The following is a 23,229-nucleotide window of genomic DNA, read 5'->3' on the forward strand; positions in this document are numbered from 1 at the left end:
CGCCGCGCGGCGGGCCCGACGCCCGCTGCCCTGCGCGGCGTTCGCGGCCTCGGCCGGCTGCGGCGTGCCGGCGGCGGCGGCCTCGGGCGGCGCGGCGTCGTCTTCCACGGCCGGGTTGCCCGCGCGGCGGGTCCGGCGCGCGTTGGCCACCGGACCGGTCGCGGGCGTGTCCCCCTGGGCACCGGCTTCCTCGGCTGCCTGAGCCGCGGCGGCGGCTTCGGCCGCTTCGGCGGCTTCGGCTGCGGCCTCCGCCGCCTGGTCGGCGGCGCCCGGCTGTTCGCCGTTCGCGTCGGGGTTCGGCCGGGCGCGGGTCCGCAGTCCGCGGCGCGGTGTGGCGTCGGGGTCGGCGAACGCCGCCGTACGCATCCGCCGCACGGACGCCTGCCCGGCTTCCGCGGCCGGGGCGTCGGCCGCCGGAGCGGCCGCGTCCGCGGCGGGCGCGGCCACCGCGGGCGCTTCCTGCTGCGCCGCCGCGACCGGAGCCTGTACGGCATCCGGCTGCTGCTGCGCCGCCACCTGGCCGGAGTCCGGCCCGGCACCGCCGGTCGCGGCCGGAGTCTCGCCGCCGGGCGGCGGCGGAATCGTCGGTACGCCGGAAGTCTGCGGCGCCGCCTGCACGTTCGCCGGGGCCTCGACGGCCGGGCCCGGCACGGGCCCGGGCACTGCCGGTCCGCTCTGCTGCGCCGGAACCTGCCCGCCCGGCCCCTGGACACCCGGGACCTGCGCGTTGGCCACCGGCGCGCCCGGAACGGCCCCCGGCACGGCCTGCGGCAGGACCGCCTGGTGCTGCGCCGACGCCGGTCCGCGGCCCACGCGGCGCTGGCGCCGCGGCGGCAGCGTCGTCCGCGGGACGGCCGGTCCGGCGACCGCCGGGACCGGCTGCGACTGCGTCGACGACAAGCTCTGCTGCGGGAGTTGCACACCCGGCACGGCGCCGGGACCCGGGGTCTCCCCCTCGGGCCGCACCGGCGTCGGCGCGGTGAACGCCACCGGCCCCGACTGCACGACCCCGCCCGGCGCCGCGGCCGGAGCCGCGCCCTGGGCGGGCACCTGTCCGGACGCGTCCTGCCGCGGTACGTCGGCGGGGGCACCCGGCACGCCCGCGACACCCGGTGCGGACTGCCCGGCCTGGGCGCCGTCGGACGGCGCCGTCACGGCCTCGGGCACACCCGGCGCGGGCTGCGCGGCGTTCTGCGCCACGGTCGGCTGAGCGGCAATCGGCTCGGCGACCGGCTGACCCACCGGCTCACCCGGCACCGCGAACCCGGGTGCGGCACCGGCCGGCACGCCACCCCCGTGCGCCGCGTTCTCCGGCACCCCGGCCTCGGGACCCGGAACGGCGGCGATCTGCCCCGACCCGTCCGGCACCGCACCGGCGGCGCCGGGCGCCGCGGCGGGAGCGGGGTGCTGCGGACCGGGCACCTGCGGCTCCTGCGCCTGCGGTCCGGCTCCGGACGGCGAGGCCTGTCCGGCCGGTTCCGCCATCGGCTGCGGGACCTGGAGCTGCGGGATCTGGGGCTGCGGGATCTGGGGCTGCGGGATCTGGGGCTGCGGCACCTGCGGCTGCGGCACCGCGGTCACCGGTTGACCGGCCGGGACACCCGGAGCGCCGTGCGGTCCGGCCTGCTGCGGCTGCTGCGGCTGCGGCGCGGGCTGCGCGGCCTGCGGGGGCACACCCTGAGCCGGCATGCCCGCCCCGACCGCACCGTCGGCCGGCATCTGCTGCGGCGGCGGTGCGGCTGCCGGGCCCGCGTGCGGCGCCTGCGCGAACTGCGCATCGGCGTTGGCCGCACGCCCGGCACCGGGCACCGGCACGGTGTGCGGCGGCATCGTCTGCGGGGGCGCTGCCTGCGGGGGTACACCCGGCTGCGGCATCTCCTGCGCGGGCACCGGGGTCATGCCGTACTGCGGCACGCCCGCGCCCTGCGCGGGTTCCCCGGGAACCTGCCCCGGCACCGCACCCGCGGGCTGTCCGCCGCCGAAGGCCGCGTCGAGCGGCGCGGACGCGGCGGCCGCCGCGGCCATCCGGTCGGCCAGCGACTGCGCGGCCCCCGGCTGCGGCGCCGACTGGGGCATCTGCTGCGGCACGGGCTGGTGAACGGGCTGATGAACGGGCTGCGGCATCGGCTGGGGCACCTGCTGCTGCGGAACCTGCGCACTCGGCGCATACCCGGCAAACTGCCCGCCGTGCGGCGGGGTGTTCCCGACCGGAACTCCCTGATCCTGCGCGGGAACGCCATAGGCCGCGGGCTGCGGCACGGCGTACTGCGCGGACTCCGGATAGCCGACCGGCGTGCCGGGCTGCGGCACGTAGCCGCCGGGCGCGGCCGGGTACTGCTGCGGTACCGCGTACTGCCCCGATTCGGGGTGCGGCACCTCCGCCCAGCCGCCTTGGGGGCCGGGCATCAGCAGCGCGTCGTCGTCGTCGAGATCGTCGATCTCGCCGGGCGCGACGGCTCCGTCGTCCGGATAGGGGTACGCCGGTCCGTTCGGCACGGGGTGGTGCTGCGCCGGGCCGTGGCCACGCAGCTCGTCGGACTCACTCATGCCGAAACCTCGCTTCGCCGGGCGCCGCACACGCCGTCCGCACCCTTCTTTCCGATGAGCGTTTTGCTGTGGAACGTTTTGCCTTCGCCAAAGGTGACGCCGGCACCGCATGCCGCCCCGCCCCGGACCCGCTTGCCGCCGCGGGCGGTGGTGCGGCCGCCGTCGCGTTTCATGGGCTCAACACTCCCTCCAGTGCGGCCGCGAAGGCCTCGGTGGTGGCACGGTCGCGCACCGCGATGCGCAGCCAGTCCGGGCCGAGCCCGGGGAACGTGTCGGCGCGGCGGACGGCGAAGCCCCGCTCGCGCAGGAGTTCGCGTACCGCCAGGCCGTCGTCCACGTGTGCGAGGACGAACGACGAGCGCGGCTCGACCGGCAGCCGCACCCCGGGAATCGCCCGGAGCCGCGCCACGAGGTACGCCCGGTCATCGGCGAGCGTAACGGCCGCGGCGTCCGCGTGGGACACGGCGCCGGGCTCGCTGCACGCCTCGGCGGCGACCAGTGCGGGGGTGGAAACGGACCACAGGGGCTGTCCCTCGGCACAGCGTCGGACCAGGTCGGGGGCGGCGAGGAGGTAGCCGATGCGGAGTCCGGCGAGGGCCCAGGTCTTGGTGAGGCTGCGGACCACGACGAGTCCGTCGACGTCGGCGCGTTCGGCGAGGCTTTCGGGTTCGCCGGGGATCGTGTCGGCGAAGGCTTCGTCGACGACGAGGACGCGTCCGGGGCGCGCGAGAGCGGCGATCGTCTCGGCGGGGTGCAGGACGGACGTCGGGTTGGTGGGGTTGCCGATCATGACGAGGTCGGCCTCCTCCGGGATCCGGGCCGGGTCCAGGCCGAAGCCCTCCTCGGCGCGGAGGAGGACCCGTCGCACAGTATGCCCGGCGGCCCGGAGCGCGGCTTCGGGTTCGGTGAACTGCGGGTGCACGACCACGGCGTGACGCGGCTTCAGGGTGCGGGCGAGGAGGACGAACGCTTCCGCGGCTCCGGCGGTGAGCAGCACGTCGGCGGGGTCGCGTCGGTGCCGGGCGGCGACCGCGGCGCGGGCCTCGGCCGCGTCCGGGTAGGCGGCGAGGCGGGTGAGGCTTTCGGCGATGCGTTCGGTCAGCCACGGCGGAGGTGCGCTGCCGCGGACGTTGACCGCGAGGTCGACGAGTCCGGGCGCGACTTCGCGGTCGCCGTGGTGACGAAGGTCGACGTCCGCGGGGTGGTCGCGCGCAGGGTCGGGCGGGGTGTTGGTGGTGATGCGCATGCCTGGTGTGCCCGTGCTCCTGCCCTGCGTCGTGCGGTACGCCGTCGTGCCGTCGGCGTCCATCATGCTGGTGACTATGCCGGTGCCGCTCGGCGGGGTCGCACCGATGATCACAACGCCTCCCGGTTTGATCGAGTCACCGCGTGTTGACTGTCGCGCAGCGACCGTTCATGTGGCGTTCGTGCTGCCGTTCCGTCCAACCTGTCGGCGCGCCACGGCAATCGTGCACAGGGATGGGGTCCCGGCGCCCCGGGTTTTCGGGATCACGAGGTCGGCGCCGGCGCCGCAGGCGTGGAGGGCGGCGGCTTCGGCCACGCTGGGGGTGCCGACGCGGGCGTGGACCGCCGGGGACGGGTGGGGCACGGCGACGGCGGCGAGTTCGGCGGCGTCCAGCGCGACGAGGGCGGCATCGAGAGATTCGGCCAACCGCAGGATCGCCGGAAAATCACACTTTGTGGTGAGTGTGGCGACTACGGAGACGTCGGTGCGGGACAGGCCCGCGCGGTCGAGGACCGCGCCGAGGGTGTCGGCGAGTTCGGCATACGTCGCGCCGCGGGCCGCCCCGACGCCGACCGCCAGCGCCCCCGCGGGCACGGTCACAAGCGCTCCCCCCACACCACGAACACCGGTTCGCCCGGCTGCAGGCGGTGCGCGGTGCCGCCCGCGGGGGCGAGCCGGGAGGGCTGGAGCAGCGTGCCTTCGACGGCGTATCCGGCGCCGGCGAGCGCCTCGTGGACGGCGCCCACGGACTCGACCGCGGGCAGCGCCGCGACCACGCGTTCGGGACGCCGCGCCGCGCAGGCCGCGACCACGTCGGCACCGCCGCCGCCGACGAACACGGTGTCCGGGTCGGGCAGGTGCGACAGTACGTCGGGGGCGGTGCCGGGCACGATCTGGACCTCGACGCCGTAGCGGGCGGCGTTGGCCGAAATGTGCTCACACCCGGTCGGGTCCCGGTCCACGGCGATCACCGCGGCGCCGTGCCGGGCGATTTCGACGCTCATCGCGCCGCTGCCCGCGCCGATGTCCCACACCAGGTCACCTGGTCGCGGGCCGAGCCGGCCGAGGGCGACCGCGCGGACCTCGGCGCCGGTGATGGCGGCGCCGTCGTGGTCGTACGCGTCGTCGGCGAGGCCCCAGCCGCGCACCGGCCCGGGGAACGTCGAGCGCTGCCCGGCGAGCCAGCCCGCGGGTGCGGAGGTGGCGGGGTTCGGGCCGACGACGATGACCACGTTCGGGTCCGACCACGTGCGGTCGGCCGCCTTGTCGGCGGCCAGCATGGTGACTTCCTCGCTGTCGGTGCCGAGGTTCTCGCAGACGACGAAGGTGCGGGGGACGCCGCGGAGCATCAGGCCGAGTTCGGCGGGGCCCGAGCCGGGGCCGGTGAGCACCGCGACCTTGCCGTAGGCACGGCACACGTTGACCGCCCGGCGCAGCTCGCGGCCGTGCGCGCTCACCACCTTCGCGTCGTCCCATGGCATCGACGCCCGGGCGAACGCGTGCGCGACGGACGAGACCGCGGGCACGATCTCCAGTTCGAGCCCGTACTCGGGACGGCGCAGTATCCGCACGATGCCGAAGAAGCCCGGGTCGCCGGACGCCACCACGACGGCGGTACCGCGGTGTTCGCTGATCCGCCGCGCGGCGACGTGCACGTTGCCCATGACGACGCGCTCGGCCGCCTCCGGCACGCGCACGGCGTCAAGGTGCCGCGCACCGCCGGCGACCAGCGTGGCCGACGCGAGCGCGGTACGCGCCGCGGCGGACAGCGGCGCGCCGTCGTAGCCGATCACGGTGACCCTGTCCGCCATGAGCCGTCCTGTTCCTGGTGCGAGTGTGGTGGTGTCCGGTCTCCCGAGTGTGCCGGGTTCCTGTGAAGACGACGATCACGTGGCCGGATCGGTTTCCGGGGACGCCTCGCCGCGCGCACACCACTCCGCGAACCGCACGGCCGCAGCCGGATTCCCCGCCCAGTGCGTATGCAAGTAAGACGCGTGGACCCCACCCGCGACAAAGCCCTCACGGACCCGGCCGGAGCCGGCCGACCACGCCCACGCCGCCCTCTCCCCCGCCCCCGGCGTCACCACCGTCCGATGGAACTCGTGCCCCCGCACGGTCTCCCCGGCCTCCGCCAGCACCGACGTCTCCACCGCGACCGCCTCGCGATACCCGAGCGTCAACCGCGAGGTCATCCGGGCCTCCGCCGCGAGCACCCCGCACATCGGCGCGCCGTCCAGCGACCGGGCCAAATAGAGCAGCCCCGCGCACTCCGCCGCAATCACTCCACCCCGTGTCGCGAACGCCGCCACGTCCTCCCGCAGAAGCGCGTTCGCCGAAAGCTCCCCCGCATACACCTCGGGGAAGCCCCCGCCGATGACCAACCCGGAGACCCCCTCCGGCAAAGCCTCGTCCCGCAGCGGATCGAACGGCACCAGTTCGGCACCCGCCGCGGCCAGCAGTTCGAAGGTCTCCCGGTATCCGAAGGTGAACGCCGCACCCCCGGCCACGGCGATCCGGGGCCGATGGCCCGGCCGACCGCCGCCGACCTCCGCAACCGCAGCCCCCGCATCCCACGCGGCCGCCGGCAACGGCGCCGCCTCGCGCGCGATCCGCATCACCGCTGCCAAGTCGACCGCGTCCGCGACCAACTCCCCGAGCGCCTCCACCGTCGCCACCGCGTCCGCATGCCGTTCGGCGACCGGTATCAGCCCCAGATGCCGCGACGGCTCGGCAATCGCGTCGTGACGTCCGAGGACACCCAGCACGGGAATCCCCAGCGGCTCCAACGCCTCCCGCAGGATCACCTCGTGCCGCTCCGTACCCACACGGTTGAGCACGACCCCCGCAACCCGCACCCGCGGATCGAAGCCGGCGAAGCCCTGCACCAGCGCGGCCACCGACCGCCCCTGCGACCGAGCGTCGACGACCAGCACCACCGGCGCGTCCAACAACCGCGCAACATGTGCCGTGGACGCGAACTCACCCCGTCCGAAGGCCCCGTCATGCAGCCCCATGACGCCTTCCACCACGGCGACATCGGCCCCTGCCGCCGCATGCGCGAACAACGGCGCAATCCGCTGCTCCCCGACGAGAAAAGGGTCGAGGTTCCGTCCCGGCCGTCCGCTCGCCAGCGCGTGGTACCCCGGGTCGATGTAGTCCGGGCCGACCTTGTGCGGCGACACCCGGAAACCCCGCCGCGTCAGCGCCGCCATCAGCCCGGTCGCGACGGTGGTCTTGCCCTGCCCGGACGCCGGCGCGGCGATCACCAGCCGCGGGACCGTCACCACTCGATGCCTCGCTGGCCCTTCTGCCCGGCGTCCATCGGGTGTTTGACCTTCGTCATCTCCGTCACCAGGTCGGCGTACTCCACCAGATCCGGGTGTGCGTCACGGCCGGTGATCACCACGTGCTGATGCCCTGGGCGTGCGGCCAGCGTCGCCACGACATCGGCGACGTCGACCCAGCCCCACTTCATCGGATAGGTGAACTCGTCGAGCACGTAAAGCTTGTACGCCTCCGCCGCCAGGTCCCGCTTGATCTGCTCCCAGCCCTCGGCCGCGTCCGCCGCGTGGTCGGCGTCGGAGCCAGGGCGCTGGATCCACGACCAGCCTTCGCCCATCTTGTGCCACGCCACCGGCCCGCCCTCGCCGGTCTCGTCGTGGACCCGGCCGAGCGTGCGCAGCACGTTCTCCTCGCCGACCTTCCACTTCGCCGACTTGACGAACTGGAACACGCCGATCGGCCACCCCTGATTCCACGCCCGCAGCGCCAGCCCGAAAGCGGCGGTCGACTTCCCCTTTCCAGGGCCGGTGTGCACCATCACCAGCGGACGGTTGCGGCGCTGACGCGTCGTCAGGCCGTCGTCGGGAACGGTCTCGGGCTTACCTTGCGGCATGGGGGACTCCTTATACGTCGGTGTGGCTCGGGGCAGAGCGAATCGGCGGCCCCGGCACAGGCAAAGGGGATGAGTCGGGCGGGCCCTCCGCGTGTGGGTGGGACGAGGCAGCTCGCCGCCCCACGCCGCGTCGTTCAGCCCGCGGCGCGCAAGTCCCGGACGAGTCCCGCGAGTCCGTCCGCGGCCAGCTCGCCGAGCCCCAGCACGGGGCCGCCGAGGTCGGCCGCCAACCGCGCCGCCAAGCCGAGCCGCACCGGACCGCTCTCGCAGTCCACGACGACCGACGCGACCCCGGTCGCGGCCAGCAGCCCGGCCGCCCGACGGGCCTCGCCCAGCGCGTCGCGGCCGTACGTGGCACGTCCGTCGGTCACCACCACCAGCAGCGCGCGGCGCCGCGGGTCCCGCAGCCGTTCCACCCGCAGCGTCTCGTAGGCCCGCAGCAGCCCGGCCGCCAACGGCGTCCGCCCCCCGGTCGGCAGCGCCGCCAAGCGCGCCGCGCCGGCCTCGACCGACGACGTCGGCGGCAGCGCCAACTCCGCGCCGCCGCCCCGGAACGTCACCAAGCCCACCTTGTCCCGGCGCTGGTAGGCGTCGAGCAGCAGCGACAGCACCGCGCTCTTGACCGTCCGCATCCGGGCCCGCGCCGCCATCGACCCGGACGCGTCGACCGCGAACAGCACCAAGTTGCCTTCGCGGCCTTCCCGTACGGCTTCCCGCACGTCGTGCCGCCGCAGCACCAGCCCGGGCCCGCTGCGCCCGCGCGCCACCTGGTGCGGAGCCGCGGCCCGCACCGTGCCCACGAGGTGCAGGCGGGCCACGCCGCCCCGCGCCGGACGACGCTCGCCGGTCGTCCGGCCGGTCCCGGTCTCCGCCCGCGACCGCCGCCCGGCGGCGCCCTGGCCGAGCCCCGGCACGGCGATCAGCCGCGTCCGGTACGGCTCCCCCGCCGCCACCGCCGCCTGCTCGGCAGCCGCCGCGCCCCCGGACCGCGGCCCGGCCTCAGCGGCGGCGTCCTCGGACTCCCGTGCCGCAGGCGCCTCGTCGACCGACGACGCCTCGCCCCGGGGATCCCGGGAGTCCCCCTGCGGCGGAACCTGCGGCTTCCCGCCCCCGGGCCCCCCGGACCCGCCGGGACCACCGTCCGGCCCGGGATCCGGATCCGGCTCCTCGTCTCCCCCCTCGGACCCCGGCGACGGCTCCGGCTCAAGCTCCTCGTCATCCGAGTCGTTCGCGCCGTCCGAGGCGGCATCGTCCGGCTCCTCCGGATCGTCGGCCAACGCCTCGTCCAGCCGATCCGTGTCCAACCCCGGTGCGTCGAACGGGTTCCGCCGCCGCCGGTGCGGCAGCGCCAGCAGCGCGGCCCGGCGCACATCGCCCGCCTCCACCGCGGTGCGCCCGTCCCACGCCGCCAGCGCCATCGCCGTGCGCGCGGTCACCAGGTCGGCCCGCAGCCCGTCGACTTCGAACGCCGCGCACACCCGGGCCACCCGGTCGAGTTCCCGGTCGGGCAGCCGCACCTCGGGGAGCAGCGCCCGGGCCCGGGTGATCCGCGCGGCGAGGGCCGCGTCGTCGTCGGCCCAGCGGCGGGCGAACCCGTCCGGGTCGGCTTCGTAGGCGAGGCGGCGGCGTACGACCTCGGCGCGTTCGCGGGGTTCGCGGCTGGCCGCGACCTCCACGGTGAGGCCGAAGCGGTCGAGCAACTGCGGCCGCAGTTCGCCTTCTTCGGGGTTCATGGTGCCGACCAGCAGGAAGCGGGCGGCGTGGCGGACGGAGACGCCTTCGCGTTCGACGTGCGCGGTGCCCATGGCGGCGGCGTCGAGGAGCAGGTCGACGAGGTGGTCGTGGAGCAGGTTGACTTCGTCGACGTAGAGGAGTCCGCGGTGGGCGGCGGCGAGCAGGCCCGGTTCGTAGGCTTTGACGCCTTCGGCGAGGGCGCGTTCCAGGTCGAGGGAGCCGACGAGGCGGTCTTCGGTGGCGCCGACGGGGAGTTCGACGAGCCGGGCGCGGCGGGTCTCGCCGAGCGCGGATCCGTCGTGCGGGCCGTCGGGGCAGCGGGGGTCGGGGGCTGTCGGGTCGCAGGCGAAGCGGCAGCCGGAGACGACCGCGGCATCGGGGAGCAGTGCGGCGAGCGCACGCACCATGGTGGATTTGGCGGTGCCCTTCTCGCCGCGGACGAGTACGCCGCCGACGCCGGGGGATACGGCGTTGAGCAGGAGTGCGAGGCGGAGGTCGGCGAGGCCGACGATGGCGGAGAAGGGGAATCCGGCGGTCATCGCCCGACCGCCGGGTGGGCCGGGACCGGGCGGACGTTCTCGGTCCGGTCGGCGGAGCGGCACGGTATGCGCGGCGACATCGGTGGTCGGCCTCCCTCGGGTGTCCACGCCCTGGTAGGTGGCGGGCCCGCCGGTGCGGACCCGGACAGCCGGAAGTGTCTGGCTCCCGGCCGGTCCGGCCCTCGCGGGTCGGCTCGTCCGGTCACAGTGGCGGGACCGCTCCGGCTTCGCACCGGATTCCTTCCCCGCTGTCGGGCGACAGCCTCTCATACCGCCGCAACGGGCCCGACACGGGCGCGATCCGGCTGCCGCGGCCTCGGCGGTGGCAGACTTCCGGCATGGACGAGGGCGGCAAACTGGTGTTCGGAGCCGATGTGCTGGGGGCTCCGTACGAGGCGGCGACCATCCGGTTGCGCGACGATGCCGAAGGCGAGGCGGCCGCGACGCTGGTGCGGCGCCGGGCGGAGACGCCGACCGGGCGTGCGGTGCTGTACGTGCACGGGTTCAACGACTACTTCTTCCAACGCCACCTCGCCGACTTCCACATCGCGCAAGGGTTCGATTTCTATGCGCTGGACCTGCGCTCGTACGGGCGTTCGCTGCGCCCCCACCGCACCCCCGCGTACACCGACGACCTGGGCCGCTACGCCGAGGAGTTGGACATCGCGGCCCGGCACATCCGGGACGCCGACGGGCACGGCACGCTGGTCGTCAACGGCCATTCGACGGGCGGCCTGATCGCCGCGCTGTGGGCGCATCACCGGGCCGGCCGCGGGATCGTCGACGCGCTGGTGCTGAACAGCCCGTTCCTCGACCTGAACGCGCCCCTGGTGACGCGGACGGTCGGGGTGCGCGCGGTGCATGCGGCGCGGCACTACGTCGCGCGGCGTCCGATCCCGGGCGGCCTGGGCGGCGGTTACGGCGAGAGCCTGCACCGCGACCACCACGGCGAGTGGGAGTTCGACCCGGCGTGGAAGGCCATCGAGGGCGTGCCGGCGTATGCGGGCTGGGTCGCGGCCGTGCACCGCGGGCACCGCGCCGTGGCCCGCGGACTGGCGGTCGACTGCCCGGTGCTGGCGATGTCGTCGACGGCGAGCGTGGACGGCGCCACGTGGCGGGAGGAGCTGCACCGGGCCGACGCGGTGCTCGACGCCGACCGGATCGCGTTCCTCGCCCCGCGCTTGGGGAACCACGTCACCATCGTCCGCATCGAGGGCGGTATGCACGACCTGGTCCTGTCCGTCCCGGACGTGCGCGCCGCGGTGTTCGACGAACTCGCCCGCTGGCTGCGCGCCTACGCGGCTCCCTGACCCGGCGTCGGGCACCGCGGCACAACGCGGCCGCCCCGCGCGGTGGACTCACCGATTCGGGTTAACGCCAGGGGGCAACCCTGCCAAATCCCCGCGACGTGCGCCGACGTCTCCGCGGGGACTGCTACCGTCACCCTCGTGGGGGCTCACGAGGTGGCACGAAACGGTTACTCACGCGCGGCGGAGGTCTACCAACGGGCGCGGCCTTCCTACCCTTTGCCCGCCCTCGCCGAACTCTCCGACGCCTTGGGCCTGGCCGCCGGGCGCACCGTCGTCGATCTGGGCGCCGGCACGGGCCTGTTCACCCGGCTGCTGGCGCTGACCGGGGCGCAGGTGGTCGCCGTGGAGCCGGTCGCCGAAATGCGCGGGCGCCTGGCCGATTTGCTGCCGTCCGTGACGGTCACCGACGGCACCGCGGAACGCACCGGCCTGCCGGAGAACTCCGCGGACGCGGTGGTCGCCGCGCAAGCCTGGCACTGGTTCGACGGTGACGCGGCGCTCGGCGAGGTGGAGCACGTCCTCACGCCGGGCGGCGGGCTCGGCCTGGTGTGGAATACGTACGACGACGCGGTGCCGTGGGTGCGCGACTACCAGGAGATCTACCGCCGCCGCGCGCCCGAAGGCCTGCCGTCACACCAAGACGGCGTGTGGCGGGCCCGGTTGGCGGCCCGGCCGGGCTGGGGCGACGTGCAGGAACGGCACTTCCCCAACCCGCAGCGCATGCCGCGCGAAGGTGTCGTCGAACGCATGCTCTCCAGCAGCCACATCGCGTGCCTGGACGCGGCCGCTCAGGACCGCGTCCGGCGCGAGGTCGAGGACGTGCTGGAGGCGCACCCGGAGACGCGGGGGCACAGCCACGTGGAGATCCCGTATACGACCGACGTCTACTGGACGGTCCGCACCGGGAACTGACCGCCCCGGCCGGCGGCACCCTTCAGGCCGAGCGCGCACGCAGGCCCGGCCGCCGCATCTGCACGTGGGCGATGTCGCTGTCGCGGTAGGCCGCGCCGTCCCGGACGAAGCCGAACCGGCCGTACCACGCCTCCAGATCGACCTGCGCCTCCAGTACGCACGGCAGGTCGCCGACCATGTCCAGTGCCTTGCCGAGCAGCATCCCGGCGACGTCCGAGCCACGTTCGCGGCGCGACGTGCACAGCCGGCCGATCCGCGGCGACCCGTCCGAGTCGCGCAGCAGGCGCAGCGCCGCGGCGATCTCGCCGTGGCGTTCGTACCAGAGCTGCCGGGCGCCGGGTTCCAGGTCGCGGCCGTCGAGTTCCGGGTAGGTCCGCTGCTGCTCCACGACGAAGACGTCGACGCGCAGGCGCAGCAGCCGGTACAGGTGCACCACGTCGAGGTCGAGGGTGCGCGCGGAGCGGAATTCCAGGTCGGTCACGGCGCTACGGTACTGCCGGTTCGCTCGGTTTCGCGCCATTTCGCGGCAAAACGAACCGGCCGGACCCCCGTGTCGGGATCCGGCCGGTTCGCAGGGTTTCGCCATACCCGGCGAGTCCCCGAGGGACTCGGAGGGACCCGGCGAATCCCGGAGACTCCGCGGGAATCAGAAGGCGGCGAGCACACTGCCCTGGTAGGTATCGGTGATGTACTGCTTGACCTCGGACGAGTTGAGCAGCTTCTTCAGCTTCTGCACGTTCTCGTCGTTCTCGTGGCCCTTCTTGACCACGAGGATGTTCGCGTACGGGTTGCCTTCGGCCTTCTCCAGCACCAGCGCGTCCTTGGCCTTCAGATCGGCCTGGAGCGCGTAGTTGCCGTTGATGACCGACAGGTCGACGTCGTCGAGGGTGCGCGGCAGCTGCTCGGCGTCGAGCGCCTTGAACTTGAGGTGCTTCGGGTTGTCGGCGACGTCCTTCTCGGTGGCGTTGATGCCGACGCCGTCCTTGAGGGTGATGAGGCCGTTGTCGGCGAGCAGCTTCAGCGCGCGGCCGCCGTTGGTGGCGTCGTTCGGGAAGGAGACGGTGGCGCCGTCCTTGATGTCGGCGATCGCCTTGGTCTTCTTCGAGTACAGGCCGAGCGGCTCCAAGTGCACCGGGGTGACCGGGACGAGGTTCTTGCCGTTCTCCTGGTTGTACTTGTCCAGGTAGGGCTTGTGCTGGAAGAAGTTGGCGTTGATGCTGCCTTCGTCGAGCGCCGGGTTCTGCAGCGCGTAGTCGTCGAAGACCTTGACCTCGAGCTTGAGGCCTTCCTTCGCGGCCAGGTTGTCCTTGATGTAGTTGAGGATCTGGGCGTGCGGCACCGCGGAGGCGCCCACCGTGAGTGTGCCGGTCCCGGACGACGACCCGGACTTGTCGTCGTTGCTGCCGCACGCGGCGAGGCCGAGTGCGAGTGCTCCGACAGCGGCGAGAGAAACGATTTTCTTGCGCACGAAGAGTGCCCTTTCCTTGGGTGGGGTTCTCAGCGGTGGCTCAGCCGGCGGGACAGGAAGTCCCCCACGAGCTGGACCGCTTGCACGACGACGACCAGGACGAGCACGGTGACGAGCATCGTCCGGTTGTCGAAGCTCCGGTATCCGTAGCGGACGGCGAGGTCCCCGAGGCCGCCGCCGCCGATGACGCCGGCCATGGCGGAGTAGCCGATCAGCGCGATGACGGTGGTGGTGAGGGCCGCGACCAGCGACGGCAGTGCCTCGCGGACCAGCACCTTGCGCACGATGGTGGTCACCGACGCGCCCATCGCCTGCGCGGCCTCGACCAGGCCGCGGTCGACCTCGCGGATCGCCGTCTCGGCGAGCCGCGCGAAGAACGGCACGGCGCCGACCGTGAGCGGCACGATCATCGCGTCCGTGCCGATCGACGTGGCGGTGCCGAACAGGCCCATCACCCAGCGGGTGAACGGGATCAGCACGATCATCAGGATCAGGAACGGGAACGAGCGGCCGACGTTGACCACGAACCCGAGGATCTTGTTGACCGGCAGCCCGAACGCGTTCGCGATCCGCGAGTCGCGCAGCAGGCCGCCCTTGTCGGTGAGCACCAGCAGCACGCCGATCGGCAGTCCGAGCAGCACGGTGAACAGGGTCGTCCAGCCGACCATGTGGAAGGTCTCCTGGAGAGCCGTCCACAGCAGGGGGCGCAGTTCGTCCCAGGGCATGGTCAGGCCTCCTTGCGGGCCGCGTCGACCGCGGTCGCCGGGGTCGCGGGGGTCGTGAGCGGGTCGGCGGGTTCGTCGAGGTCGGGAGCGCCGCCCTCGACGACGTGCAGGCGTCCGCCGTTCGCGGCTGCGCTGCCGGTGTCCTGGACGACGTCGACCTGGAGGCCCTGCTCGCGCAGGTAGCCGATCGGCACGACGTTGTCCTCGAACACGCCGTCGAGGGCGAGCCGCATGCGGCCGACCTGGCGGCCGCCGACGGTCTCCACGGCCGCGCCGAGGATGTTGACGTCGACGTTGTAGGTGCGCGCCAGCGTGGACACGAACGGCTGCGCGGTCTCCGCGCCGCGGAAGGTGATCTCGAGCACCGTGCTGCCGCGGCCGGGCGCGGTCGCGGCGAGCGGGAACATGTCGCGCGCGAGGCGCGAGTCCGGGCGGGTCAGCAGGTCGGTGACGCTGCCGGACTCCACGACGCGGCCGTCCTCCATCAGCGCGGCGGAGTCGCAGATGCTCTTGACCACGTCCATCTCGTGGGTGATGAGCAGGATCGTCAGGCCGAGTTCCGCGCGCAGGTCCTTGAGCAGCGCCAGGATCGACCGGGTCGTCTCCGGGTCCAGCGCGGACGTCGCCTCGTCGCACAGCAGCACGCGCGGGTCGTTGCCGAGGGCGCGGGCGATGCCGACGCGCTGCTTCTGCCCGCCGGACAGCTGCGCGGGGTAGGCGTTGGCGTGCCCGGCCAGGCCGACCAGGTCGAGGAGTTCCGCGACCTTGCGCTTGCGCTCGCGACGCCCGACCCCGGCGACCTCCAGCGGGACGGCGACGTTGCCCGCGACGTCCCGGCTGCTCAGCAGGTTGAAGTGCTGGAACACCATGCCGATCCGGCGCCGCTCGGCGCGCAGCGCGGACGCGGACAGGCCGGTCAGCTCGCGGCCGCCGACCTCGACGGTGCCGGAGGTGGGGCGCTCCAGGAGGTTGACGCACCGGATCAAGGTGCTCTTGCCCGCGCCGCTGCGGCCGAGCACGCCGAAGATCTCACCCTCGGCCACCCGCAGATCGACGTCGTCGAGCGCGGTGACCTCGCGGTCGCGCGTGCGGAAGACCTTGGTCAGGCCAGTGGTACGGATCACCGTGGAGTCCAGGTTGCTCGGGGCCTGCCGGGGCAGCCGGGCAGCGGGCCCGGAACTTCGGCAGGCTTCGGCAGGAATCGGGAATTCAGCCGAAAACGACGGGGTCGAACGGAAAGGTCCGGGGCGCCGCTCGAGGGGCGCTCACCCGGATGCCGGGCCGAGAACTGCAGCGAGTCTCAGCAGCCGCACATTCGACACATTCGGCGCATGGCACAGCGAACCGTGGCAGGCGCCGCGGTCGTGGACATGTCAGCCGTGATGAACATGTCGTCGATTAAATCAGACGATCCGACCCGGCCCAAACGACGGCGGCGTGCAATCGGATACACCAAGGCCCCGGCGACCATGATTTCGCAGGTCACCGGGGCCTTTGTGGAATGTTTCGCAGGTATGAACAGTCTGTGACGCAGGTGGCTGGGGCGACTCAGGCGGCGAGGGAGGTCGCCTTCGTCAGGTACACCATGCTCAGCCGGGGACCGACGCGCTCGGTCCGGACCTCGGTGTAGCCGAGGCGCGCGTACAGCCGCAGGTTGTCCTCGCTGCGGTGGCCGGTGAACAGTTCGAACGAGTCGGCGTGGCCGAGCTGCGCCTCGATCGCGCGCAGCAGCCGGGTGCCGAGGCCGTGGCCCTGGAGCCGCGGGTGGACGATCAGCCGGCCGATGTGCGCCACGCCGTCCGTGACGACGCCGCGGACCGAGCCGACGACCTCGTCGCCCAGGCGCGCGACGAGCACGGTGTGCGTGTCGAACTCCCCGACCAGGCTCGCCAGGCTCTGGACCAGCGGCGCGATGCCGTAGTCGTTGTAGAGCGCGGCCTCGCCTTGGTAGCAGAGGTACTGCAGCTTGAGGATCTGCTCGGCGTCGGATACGTCCGCCTGCGCGACCCGTACGTTCTGCCCCATCCGGTGCTCCCCTGATGTCCGGGCACGAGAGGCCGGGGACACCGGATCTCGGCGTCCCCGGCCGCCCGGAGCCCTGATTGCCCTGATGCCGTGCGGAACGGCGTAGTTCCGTCACTGTTCCACACGGCTTTTCGGGTTCTTCTACCCGGGTCGGGGCATGCGGCACACCACGAAAAAGCGGTGGGTCACGGCAGGCCGATGAGCCGCCGCACCGCCTTGTCGCGAAGTTCCACACCGACCCGGAAGTTCTCCACGAACCGGCTGACCAGCAGGCTCGCGTGCGCGTCCCGGCCGACCACGTAACGGCCGTGCGGCTGCTCGGCGGTGGCGGCGTGGGCGACGACTTCGGCGACCCGCTGCACGTCGGTCCAGAACGGTTCGACGAGGGTGAAGCCGAGGTCGAGGCGGCGGAACGCGGTGGCGTACTTCGACCCCCGGTACCGGTGCGCGACGTCCGCCATCTCTTCGGTGATCCCGCTGCGGAACCCGCCCGGCGCGACGACCGCGACGTGGATGCCGGACCCGGCGACCTCCAGGCGCAGCGCGTCGGACAGCGCCTCCATCGCGTGTTTGCCCGCCTGGTACCAGCCCATCAGCGGATACGTGACCTTGCCCGCGACCGACGACACCTGCACGATCCGGCCCCACCCGCGGTCCTGCATGTGCGGGATCGCCAGGCGGGCCAGGCGGATCGGCGCGAACACCGCGGTCTCCACGTGGTGCCGGGCCTCTTCCTCCATGACGTCGGCGACCGGCGCGTAGCAGGTGCCGCCCGCGTTGTTCACCAGCACGTCGGGCCGCACGTCTTCGACGACGTCCTTGCACCCGGCCGCGTCGGTGACGTCGAGGATGCGGGTCTCCACCGGGACGCCGGCGTCGGCCGCCGCGGCCTCGACCTTGCGGGCCTTGTCCGCCGACCGCACCGTCCCCACGACCCGCAGCCCGCCCCGCGCCAGCTCGAGCGCGGACGCGAGCCCGAGCCCCGAGTTGGCGCCGGTGACGAGCGCGGTCCGCAACGGCAGTTCACTCATCGGGGTCACGCTCCGGTGGCGGGGGCCGCAGCGGACGCGGGCTTCCGGCGGGGCCGCGGGGTCGCGGCGGCCTTGGCCGTTCCCTCGGCCGCTTTCCGTCGCGGGTGCTGCGCCGCGGACTTCTGTGCCGCGGACTTCTGTGCCGGGACGAGGGGCACCCCCGGCGCGGCGGCAACGTCCCCGACTGCCGCGACCACGCCGCCGAGCACGGCCGCGGCCGTCTCGCCCGCGGCCGCGCGGTGTGCCGACGGCTCCGGCAGCTCCGCCAAGTCCACCGGGTCAATCGGGTCCGCCGGGTCCGCCGGGTCCCCGTGCGGGGTGTCCGGCGCCGGTGTCTCCGCGGCCGGTTCCCCCGCCGGTGCGACGGCCGACTCCACCGCCGGCTCGACGGACGTCCCCGCGAACTCGTGCGCCGCCTTGAGCAGCATGTTGAGCTGCTCGACGATGCTGTCCGCGAGCGCGAACGGGTCGGGGAGCATCTCCTTGTCGGCCAGCACGCCGATGTCGATCTGGTCGTCGTAGCTCATGCCGCCCACGAAGAGGCCGAAGCCGTCCGCAACGATGCCCATCGAATGGAACGCCTCCACCTTCCGACCCTGCGAGTACAGGGCCGCCCGCGGACCGGGGACGTTGGATATGACCGCATTGCACACCGGCGGCAGGAGCGACGCGGCGTTCACGCCGCGGAACACGTCCCCGCCCAGGCCCATCAGCGCGGGCGGCGGCGTGTCGGCGAGGTTCGCCAGCATGTCGTTGCCCAGCGCGCCCTGTACCGCTTTGGACGCCAGCGCGTTCTCGTGCACGCAGAGCAGGCGCTCCGCAGGGTCGGCGACGTCGGTCGACAGGCCGACGAGCATGCCGGTGATCAGGTTGCCGCTCGACCGCGTCCCGCCCTTGGTCGCGTCGACCGGCACCGTCCCGACGAGCTGCTTGTCCGGCGTCTCGCCGAACGTGTCGAGCTGTTCGCGGATCGCGCCGCCGACGATCGCCAGCACCACGTCGTTGACCTTCACGCCGAACGTGTTCTTCACGGTCTTCACGTCGGACAGCGACACCGTGCAGAACCCGTACGAGCGCTCCTTCCCGACCTGCCCGTTGAACCGGGTCCGCGGCATGTTCAGCGGCATCGCCTGCGCGAGCCGCCCGGTCATCGCGGCCGACACCGCCCCCTGCACGGTCGTGCCGATCCGCCCGGCCAAGCGCACCGGCATGCCGGCCACCGACTTCGCCAGCTCGCCGTATCGGGCGAGGCCTTCGGGCAGCGGGTCCTCCTCGTCCGGCATCGGCAGCGGCACGACCTCGCGGGACACCGCGCCGTGCGGGTCGGCGTCGAAGAAGACCTCCTGCATGGACGCGCCCGCACGCCCGTCGATGCACGCGTGGTGCACCTTCCACAGGTGTGCGATGCGGTTGTTCTCCAGGCCGTCGACCACCCACCACTCCCACAGCGGCCGGTCGCGGTCCAGCCGGTTGCGGTAGATCTCCGCGGCGAGCAGCGCGAGTTCGCGGCGGCCGCCGGGCGCGGGCACGGTCGCCCGGTGCAGGTGGTTGCGGAAGTCGAAGTCGGGGTCGGGTACCCAGTGCGGCCGCGACAGGCCCCACGGGCTGTGCACGAGCTTGCGGCTCAGCAGCGGCAGTCTCGGCAGCCGCGCCGCCAGGGTTTCCGCGAAGGCCGGGAAGTCCACCCGGCCTTCGGTATCCGACGCGTCGACGACGGTGAGGCAGATGACGTGCATCGGCCAGGTCTCCGACTCCAGCGCCAGAAAGGCCGAGTCCAGACCGGAGAGCTTCACCAGGCGTTCCTCCTCCCGATGCCCGACGAAGTCAGGGCATCATCGACGAAGCGGCGGCTCTGCCGGTTCCACATCGCGCCGATGTGCGAGCCGCGGTACCAGCAGACCGACGGTTCCTCCCAGTGCTTCCACAGCCGGTACGCCTGCTGCGGGGTCGCCATGCGGTCGGCGAGCCCGGCGTACACGAACCGCCGTTCGACCGGCACGCGGGGCGTGACCGCCAGCGGCGACACGACCCGGTGCACGGCCTCCGCCTCGGCGCCCAGCAGGCCCGCGGCGCGGACTTCGCGTTCGACGTCGTCCGGCACGTGGTGCGACATCACCCACGCCATGTCGACGGACGGCACGCCGACGACGACGCAGTCGAGGTCTTCGACCCCCGCGAGCAGCGCGGCGACGTAGGCGCCGAGCGACAGGCCGTGCACGCCGACGGCCGTTGCGCCCTGGTGCCGGGCCCAGCCGATCGCGCGCCGCACGTCCCACACGGCCTGCGCGAGGCCGTGCACGTTGCCGAGGTAGTCGAAGGAGACGAACGGCGCGTCCTGGGTGCGCGACGCTTTGCGCGGCCCGTGCATCGGCAGCACCACGTGCATGACGTTGATGCCGAAGTCGCGGTGCAGGCGGGCGGACCGGAACGCGGCCAGGTCGGACGGGCGGCCCATGCCGAACCCGTGCAGGTTGACCAGCCAGGGGCGGGGCTTGCCCGGATGCCGCAGCACGTACGCCCAGACGCGCTGGTTCGCGCCGGCGGCCTGCCACCGGGTGGCGCCGGGGATGCCGGGCCAGGGGGTGTAGCCGCTGTCGAAGGCGAGCTGCTCGTATCCGATGGTGCCGTACAGCTTGCCGCGCACGACCGGGTCGGTCAGCGGGGGCGGCTCGGGATGGAACAAGGTCGGGTCGTCGAGGAACGCCTCGGCGCGGAATTTGCCGACGGCTTCCGCGACTTCGTCGCGTATTCGGATCGCGTCCGCGGGCGCCGGGGACAGTCGGCCGGTGGACATGAACGCCACGACCAGCTCGTCGAGGAATGCCGCGGACACCAGCCCCGGGGTCGGGAACACCGTGGGCATGTCGGGGTAGTTGCGGCGTTCCGCACGCAGCGAGCGGACGTAGGAGCGGACTCCGAAGCCGACCGAGCGCGGAACGCTGCCGAGCATCGCGCCGACCGGGATGTCGGACAGCAGGGTCGCGGATTTCTCCCCGTCGGAACGGATTCGGCGCAGGCGTTCGAGCATGCGGAATGACCTCCCCGGGCGGTTTGAGGTACGGCGGGCCGGAGGCACGGCGGCACGGCACACCACGATCACGCACCGTGGCGCTTCCGCCACTGTGCGGCGATCCGACACCGGCGACATTAGTACGGAATCAACGGAGCGAACACAGTCACTTGCCAGTAGTAACGGCGAATTCACACATCCGTGCGGAAGCTTTACTTCCGTTCATCTCCGACCAGTTGTCCGCTACACCGACGAAACGGAACGGCAATAACCGGTCGGCACGTGTCGACGCGAACGCGGTCCCGGACGGTTTCCGGCCATTCCGCGGGGCGCCGCGGGTGATCGTCCGGGGCGACGATATCCCCGGGAATTCACGGTGTTCGACCGCGGCGGGAAGGGCACGCCCGTGCGGCCACGGGAGCCCGACCAGCCGGCCCGGCCGGCCGCCGGCCGCCGGGAACGCGCAGCGGCCCGCCTCCGGATGTCCGGAGGCGGGCCGCTGGAAACGATGCCTAGGCCTGCGCCCAGCTCCGCTGTACGTCCAGGCCCTTGCGGGCGTCGTCGAGCTGCTCGGCGACCCGGTTGGGCGCCGTGCCGCCGCGGCCGTCGCGGGACCCGATCGAGCCGAGCACGGTCAGCACCGACCGCACCTCGGGCTTGAGTTCCGGCGAGATCTCGGCGAACTGCTCGTCCGTGAGGTCCCACAGCTCCAGGCCGCGCGGCTCGCAGTACTTCACGCACGCGCCCGCAACCTCGTGCGCGACCCGGAACGGCGTGCCCTGCTTGACCAGCCACTCGGCGATGTCGGTGGCCAGCGCGAACCCGGCCGGGGCCAGCTCCTCGAGCCGCTCCCGGTGGAAGCGGAGCGTCGCGATCATGCCGATGAACGCGGGCAGCAGGACTTCGAGCGTGTCGATGCTGTCGAACACCGGCTCCTTGTCCTCCTGCAAGTCGCGGTTGTACGCGAGCGGGAGGCCCTTGAAGGTGGCCAGCAGACCGGACAGGTTGCCGATGAGCCGCCCGGACTTGCCGCGCGCCAGCTCGGCGATGTCCGGGTTCTTCTTCTGCGGCATGATCGACGAACCGGTGGAGAACGCGTCGTCCAGCTCCACGAAGGAGAATTCCTTCGTGTTCCAGATGATGATCTCCTCGGACAGCCGCGACAGGTTCACGCCGAGCATCGCCGTGACGAACGCGAACTCCGCGACGTAGTCCCGGCTGGCCGTGCCGTCGATCGAGTTCGCCGCGGACCGCGAGAACCCGAGGTCGCTCGCCACCGCCTCCGGGTCGAGGCCGAGCGACGAACCGGCGAGCGCGCCGGAGCCGTACGCGGACTCGTCGGCCCGCTTGTCCCAGTCCCGCAGCCGCTCGGCGTCCCGGGCGAACGCCTGGACGTGCGCCAGCAGGTGGTGCGCGAGCAGCACCGGCTGCGCGTGCTGCAGGTGGGTGCGGCCCGGCATGGCCACGTTGATGTTGGCCGCGGCCTGCTCGACGAGCACTTCCTGCAGGTCGGCGAGCAGCCCGCCGATGGTGCGGGCGTGGTCGCGCAGGAACATCCGGCCGAGGGTGGCGATCTGGTCGTTGCGCGACCGGCCGGCGCGCAGCTTGCCGCCCAGCTCCGGGCCGAGGCGCTCGAGCAGGCCGCGCTCCAGCGCGGTGTGCACGTCCTCGTCCTCGATGGTCGCGGTGAAGGTGCCCGCGGCGACGTCGGCTTCGAGGCTGTCGAGGCCGCCCAGCATGCGGGTCAGCTCGTCGTCGGTGAGCAGCCCGGCCTTGTGCAGCACCCGGGCGTGGGCACGCGAACCGGCGATGTCGTAGGGCGCGAGCCGCCAGTCGAAGTGCACGGACGCGGACAGCTTCGCCAGCGCCTCGCTCGGGCCGTCGGAGAACCGACCGCCCCACAGGCGGGTCGACTCCTTGTCGTTCGTCACGGGAATCCTCCGGCGTGTCCGGCGCCCCGCCGTCGGGACGGGGCACGGCACGCGCTTTGCTGGGTGGTGCGGGGGCTGGTGGTGCGGGGCTGGGTGGTACTGGCTGCTGGTGCTCGGGGCGCTCGGGGTGCTCGGGGTGCTCGGGGTGCTGCGCACGATCGTGCCGGTGGGTGCCCGTCTCGTCCCGCCGACCCGCCGCGTCCCCCGTCGGCTCACTCCCCCGCCGGGCGGCCTTCCGCCAGCGAGATCAAGTGCGCCACCAGGGCGGCGCCGCCCTCCGGGTCGCGGCACACCAGCAGGATGGTGTCGTCGCCGGCGATGGTGCCGAGGATGTCGCGGTTCTCCGCGTGGTCCATCGCCGAGGCGAGGAACTGCGCGGCCCCGGGCGGGGTGCGGACCACCACGAGGTTGCCGGACGCCTCGGCGGAGACGAGGAGTTCGCCGGCCAGCCGGGCCAGCCGGCCCTCGGACGCGGAGTCGTTGACCGGCGGCCGCGGGGTGCGGTCGCCGCCCTCGGCGGGCACCGCGTACACCAGGGCGCCGTCGCCGTCGCGGATCTTGACCGCGCCCAGTTCGTCCAGGTCGCGCGACAGCGTGGCCTGGGTGACGGCGAGGCCGTCGTCCGCGAGCAACCGGGCGAGCTGACCCTGGGACCTGACCCGGTGCCGGGTCAGGAGGTCCACGATCCGCCGGTGCCGCGCGGTGCGGGTGCTGGGCACCGCGTAGACCCCGTCGGGTGACGGTGCCGGCATGGGCCCCGTCGCCATGGTCTTGTGCTCGTTGCTCATCGGACGACCTCGCCTACCTTCGGTCTCGTCGCCTGCCGCGCATGCGCGGTGCCGCGTCCGTGCCGCGC

General features: G+C 73.4%; 21 protein-coding genes and 1 riboswitch. Of the genes, 3 read left to right on the forward strand and 18 right to left on the reverse strand.

Annotation, left to right across the window (positions count from 1 at the left end; translation table 11 throughout):
* From ABEA93_RS36865 to ABEA93_RS36900, 8 genes are all read right to left on the reverse strand, one after another.
* Nucleotides 1-2,547 (reverse strand): DNA polymerase III subunit gamma/tau domain-containing protein (locus ABEA93_RS36865; protein ID WP_486394664.1); only part of this gene is annotated, 2,547 nt, incomplete at its 3' end.
* Nucleotides 2,544-2,720, reverse strand: coding sequence for a hypothetical protein (locus tag ABEA93_RS36870; protein WP_345680321.1), 177 nt, complete (start codon nt 2,718-2,720; stop codon nt 2,544-2,546). The genes ABEA93_RS36865 and ABEA93_RS36870, both read right to left, overlap by 4 nt.
* Nucleotides 2,717-3,793 carry an Rv2231c family histidinol phosphate aminotransferase CobC gene (cobC, locus tag ABEA93_RS36875; RefSeq protein WP_345680370.1) on the reverse strand — a complete coding sequence of 359 codons (1,077 nt, stop codon included), beginning with the start codon at nt 3,791-3,793 and terminating at the stop codon, nt 2,717-2,719. Before cobC ends, ABEA93_RS36870 begins: the two co-directional genes overlap by 4 nt.
* Nucleotides 3,794-3,961: 168 nt before the next feature.
* Nucleotides 3,962-4,393: a cobalamin biosynthesis protein gene (locus ABEA93_RS36880; RefSeq protein WP_345680322.1), complete on the reverse strand. Its 432-nt coding sequence runs from the start codon at nt 4,391-4,393 to the stop codon at nt 3,962-3,964.
* On the reverse strand, nt 4,390-5,604 hold the full coding sequence (gene cbiE, locus ABEA93_RS36885; protein WP_345680323.1) for a precorrin-6y C5,15-methyltransferase (decarboxylating) subunit CbiE: 1,215 nt from the start codon (nt 5,602-5,604) through the stop codon (nt 4,390-4,392). Before cbiE ends, ABEA93_RS36880 begins: the two co-directional genes overlap by 4 nt.
* A 75-nt stretch (nt 5,605-5,679) precedes the next feature.
* Entirely contained in the window at nt 5,680-7,080 is a 1,401-nt protein-coding gene (locus tag ABEA93_RS36890) for a cobyrinic acid a,c-diamide synthase CobB (protein WP_345680324.1), read from the reverse strand.
* Nucleotides 7,074-7,688, reverse strand: a complete 615-nt coding sequence (gene cobO / locus ABEA93_RS36895; RefSeq protein ID WP_345680325.1) for a cob(I)yrinic acid a,c-diamide adenosyltransferase — start codon at nt 7,686-7,688, stop codon at nt 7,074-7,076. Before cobO ends, ABEA93_RS36890 begins: the two co-directional genes overlap by 7 nt.
* A gap of 134 nt (nt 7,689-7,822) precedes the next feature.
* Nucleotides 7,823-9,961, reverse strand: coding sequence for a putative cobaltochelatase (locus ABEA93_RS36900; protein WP_345680326.1), 2,139 nt, complete (start codon nt 9,959-9,961; stop codon nt 7,823-7,825).
* 153 nt (nt 9,962-10,114) lie between these two features.
* Nucleotides 10,115-10,204: riboswitch (cobalamin riboswitch) on the reverse strand.
* A gap of 95 nt (nt 10,205-10,299) precedes the next feature.
* On the opposite strand from ABEA93_RS36900, the gene ABEA93_RS36905 reads away from it, so the two are divergent.
* A complete protein-coding gene (locus ABEA93_RS36905; RefSeq protein WP_345680327.1) occupies nt 10,300-11,271 on the forward strand; it encodes an alpha/beta hydrolase in 972 nt (323 codons plus the stop codon).
* 138 nt (nt 11,272-11,409) lie between these two features.
* Entirely contained in the window at nt 11,410-12,183 is a 774-nt protein-coding gene (locus ABEA93_RS36910) for a class I SAM-dependent methyltransferase (RefSeq protein ID WP_345680328.1), read from the forward strand.
* Between the two features lie 22 nt (nt 12,184-12,205).
* Here ABEA93_RS36910 and ABEA93_RS36915 read toward each other — a convergent pair whose 3' ends face one another.
* From ABEA93_RS36915 to ABEA93_RS36930, 4 genes are all read right to left on the reverse strand, one after another.
* On the reverse strand, nt 12,206-12,664 hold the full coding sequence (locus ABEA93_RS36915; RefSeq protein ID WP_345680329.1) for a GNAT family N-acetyltransferase: 459 nt from the start codon (nt 12,662-12,664) through the stop codon (nt 12,206-12,208).
* 165 nt (nt 12,665-12,829) lie between these two features.
* A complete protein-coding gene (locus ABEA93_RS36920; RefSeq protein ID WP_345680331.1) occupies nt 12,830-13,651 on the reverse strand; it encodes a MetQ/NlpA family ABC transporter substrate-binding protein in 822 nt (273 codons plus the stop codon).
* Nucleotides 13,652-13,680: 29 nt separating this feature from the next.
* Nucleotides 13,681-14,376, reverse strand: a complete 696-nt coding sequence (locus tag ABEA93_RS36925; protein WP_345680332.1) for a methionine ABC transporter permease — start codon at nt 14,374-14,376, stop codon at nt 13,681-13,683.
* A gap of 2 nt (nt 14,377-14,378) precedes the next feature.
* On the reverse strand, nt 14,379-15,500 hold the full coding sequence (locus ABEA93_RS36930; RefSeq protein ID WP_345680333.1) for a methionine ABC transporter ATP-binding protein: 1,122 nt from the start codon (nt 15,498-15,500) through the stop codon (nt 14,379-14,381).
* A 207-nt stretch (nt 15,501-15,707) separates the two neighbouring features.
* Here ABEA93_RS36930 and ABEA93_RS36935 point away from each other — a divergent pair, with 207 nt between their 5' ends.
* Complete coding sequence (locus ABEA93_RS36935; protein WP_345680334.1) at nt 15,708-15,905, forward strand: hypothetical protein; 198 nt, start codon at nt 15,708-15,710, stop codon at nt 15,903-15,905.
* Between the two features lie 19 nt (nt 15,906-15,924).
* Here ABEA93_RS36935 and ABEA93_RS36940 read toward each other — a convergent pair whose 3' ends face one another.
* The 6 genes from ABEA93_RS36940 to ABEA93_RS36965 all read right to left on the reverse strand — a co-directional run bounded on the left by ABEA93_RS36940 (nt 15,925) and on the right by ABEA93_RS36965 (nt 23,125).
* On the reverse strand, nt 15,925-16,443 hold the full coding sequence (locus tag ABEA93_RS36940; protein WP_345680335.1) for a GNAT family N-acetyltransferase: 519 nt from the start codon (nt 16,441-16,443) through the stop codon (nt 15,925-15,927).
* Between the two features lie 143 nt (nt 16,444-16,586).
* Nucleotides 16,587-17,432, reverse strand: a complete 846-nt coding sequence (locus tag ABEA93_RS36945; RefSeq protein WP_345680336.1) for an SDR family oxidoreductase — start codon at nt 17,430-17,432, stop codon at nt 16,587-16,589.
* Between the two features lie 5 nt (nt 17,433-17,437).
* Nucleotides 17,438-19,225 (reverse strand): wax ester/triacylglycerol synthase family O-acyltransferase, encoded by a 1,788-nt coding sequence (locus ABEA93_RS36950; protein ID WP_345680337.1) that lies wholly within the window; start codon nt 19,223-19,225, stop codon nt 17,438-17,440.
* Nucleotides 19,222-20,460 (reverse strand): alpha/beta hydrolase family protein, encoded by a 1,239-nt coding sequence (locus ABEA93_RS36955; protein WP_345680338.1) that lies wholly within the window; start codon nt 20,458-20,460, stop codon nt 19,222-19,224. Before ABEA93_RS36955 ends, ABEA93_RS36950 begins: the two co-directional genes overlap by 4 nt.
* 494 nt (nt 20,461-20,954) lie before the next feature.
* Nucleotides 20,955-22,373 carry an argininosuccinate lyase gene (argH, locus tag ABEA93_RS36960; protein ID WP_345680339.1) on the reverse strand — a complete coding sequence of 473 codons (1,419 nt, stop codon included), beginning with the start codon at nt 22,371-22,373 and terminating at the stop codon, nt 20,955-20,957.
* Between the two features lie 212 nt (nt 22,374-22,585).
* Nucleotides 22,586-23,125, reverse strand: a complete 540-nt coding sequence (locus ABEA93_RS36965) for an arginine repressor (RefSeq protein ID WP_345680371.1) — start codon at nt 23,123-23,125, stop codon at nt 22,586-22,588.
* Between the last annotated feature and the right edge of the window lie 104 nt (nt 23,126-23,229).

It is taken from the genome of Yinghuangia aomiensis, assembly GCF_039542225.1.
GTDB lineage: Bacteria > Actinomycetota > Actinomycetes > Streptomycetales > Streptomycetaceae > Yinghuangia > Yinghuangia aomiensis.

What these genes read in the sequence shown, in the direction of transcription:
- ABEA93_RS36905 (WP_345680327.1), top strand. Translation starts at nt 10,300, where the DNA reads ATGGACGAGGGCGGCAAACTGGTGTTCGGAGCCGATGTGCTGGGGGCT.
- ABEA93_RS36955 (WP_345680338.1), bottom strand. Translation starts at nt 20,460, where the DNA reads ATGCTCGAACGCCTGCGCCGAATCCGTTCCGACGGGGAGAAATCCGCG.
- ABEA93_RS36945 (WP_345680336.1), bottom strand. Translation starts at nt 17,432, where the DNA reads ATGAGTGAACTGCCGTTGCGGACCGCGCTCGTCACCGGCGCCAACTCG.
- ABEA93_RS36925 (WP_345680332.1), bottom strand. Translation starts at nt 14,376, where the DNA reads ATGCCCTGGGACGAACTGCGCCCCCTGCTGTGGACGGCTCTCCAGGAG.
- ABEA93_RS36935 (WP_345680334.1), top strand. Translation starts at nt 15,708, where the DNA reads ATGGCACAGCGAACCGTGGCAGGCGCCGCGGTCGTGGACATGTCAGCC.
- ABEA93_RS36965 (WP_345680371.1), bottom strand. Translation starts at nt 23,125, where the DNA reads ATGCCGGCACCGTCACCCGACGGGGTCTACGCGGTGCCCAGCACCCGC.
- ABEA93_RS36870 (WP_345680321.1), bottom strand. Translation starts at nt 2,720, where the DNA reads ATGAAACGCGACGGCGGCCGCACCACCGCCCGCGGCGGCAAGCGGGTC.
- cbiE (WP_345680323.1), bottom strand. Translation starts at nt 5,604, where the DNA reads ATGGCGGACAGGGTCACCGTGATCGGCTACGACGGCGCGCCGCTGTCC.
- ABEA93_RS36900 (WP_345680326.1), bottom strand. Translation starts at nt 9,961, where the DNA reads ATGACCGCCGGATTCCCCTTCTCCGCCATCGTCGGCCTCGCCGACCTC.
- cobC (WP_345680370.1), bottom strand. Translation starts at nt 3,793, where the DNA reads ATGCGCATCACCACCAACACCCCGCCCGACCCTGCGCGCGACCACCCC.
- cobO (WP_345680325.1), bottom strand. Translation starts at nt 7,688, where the DNA reads ATGCCGCAAGGTAAGCCCGAGACCGTTCCCGACGACGGCCTGACGACG.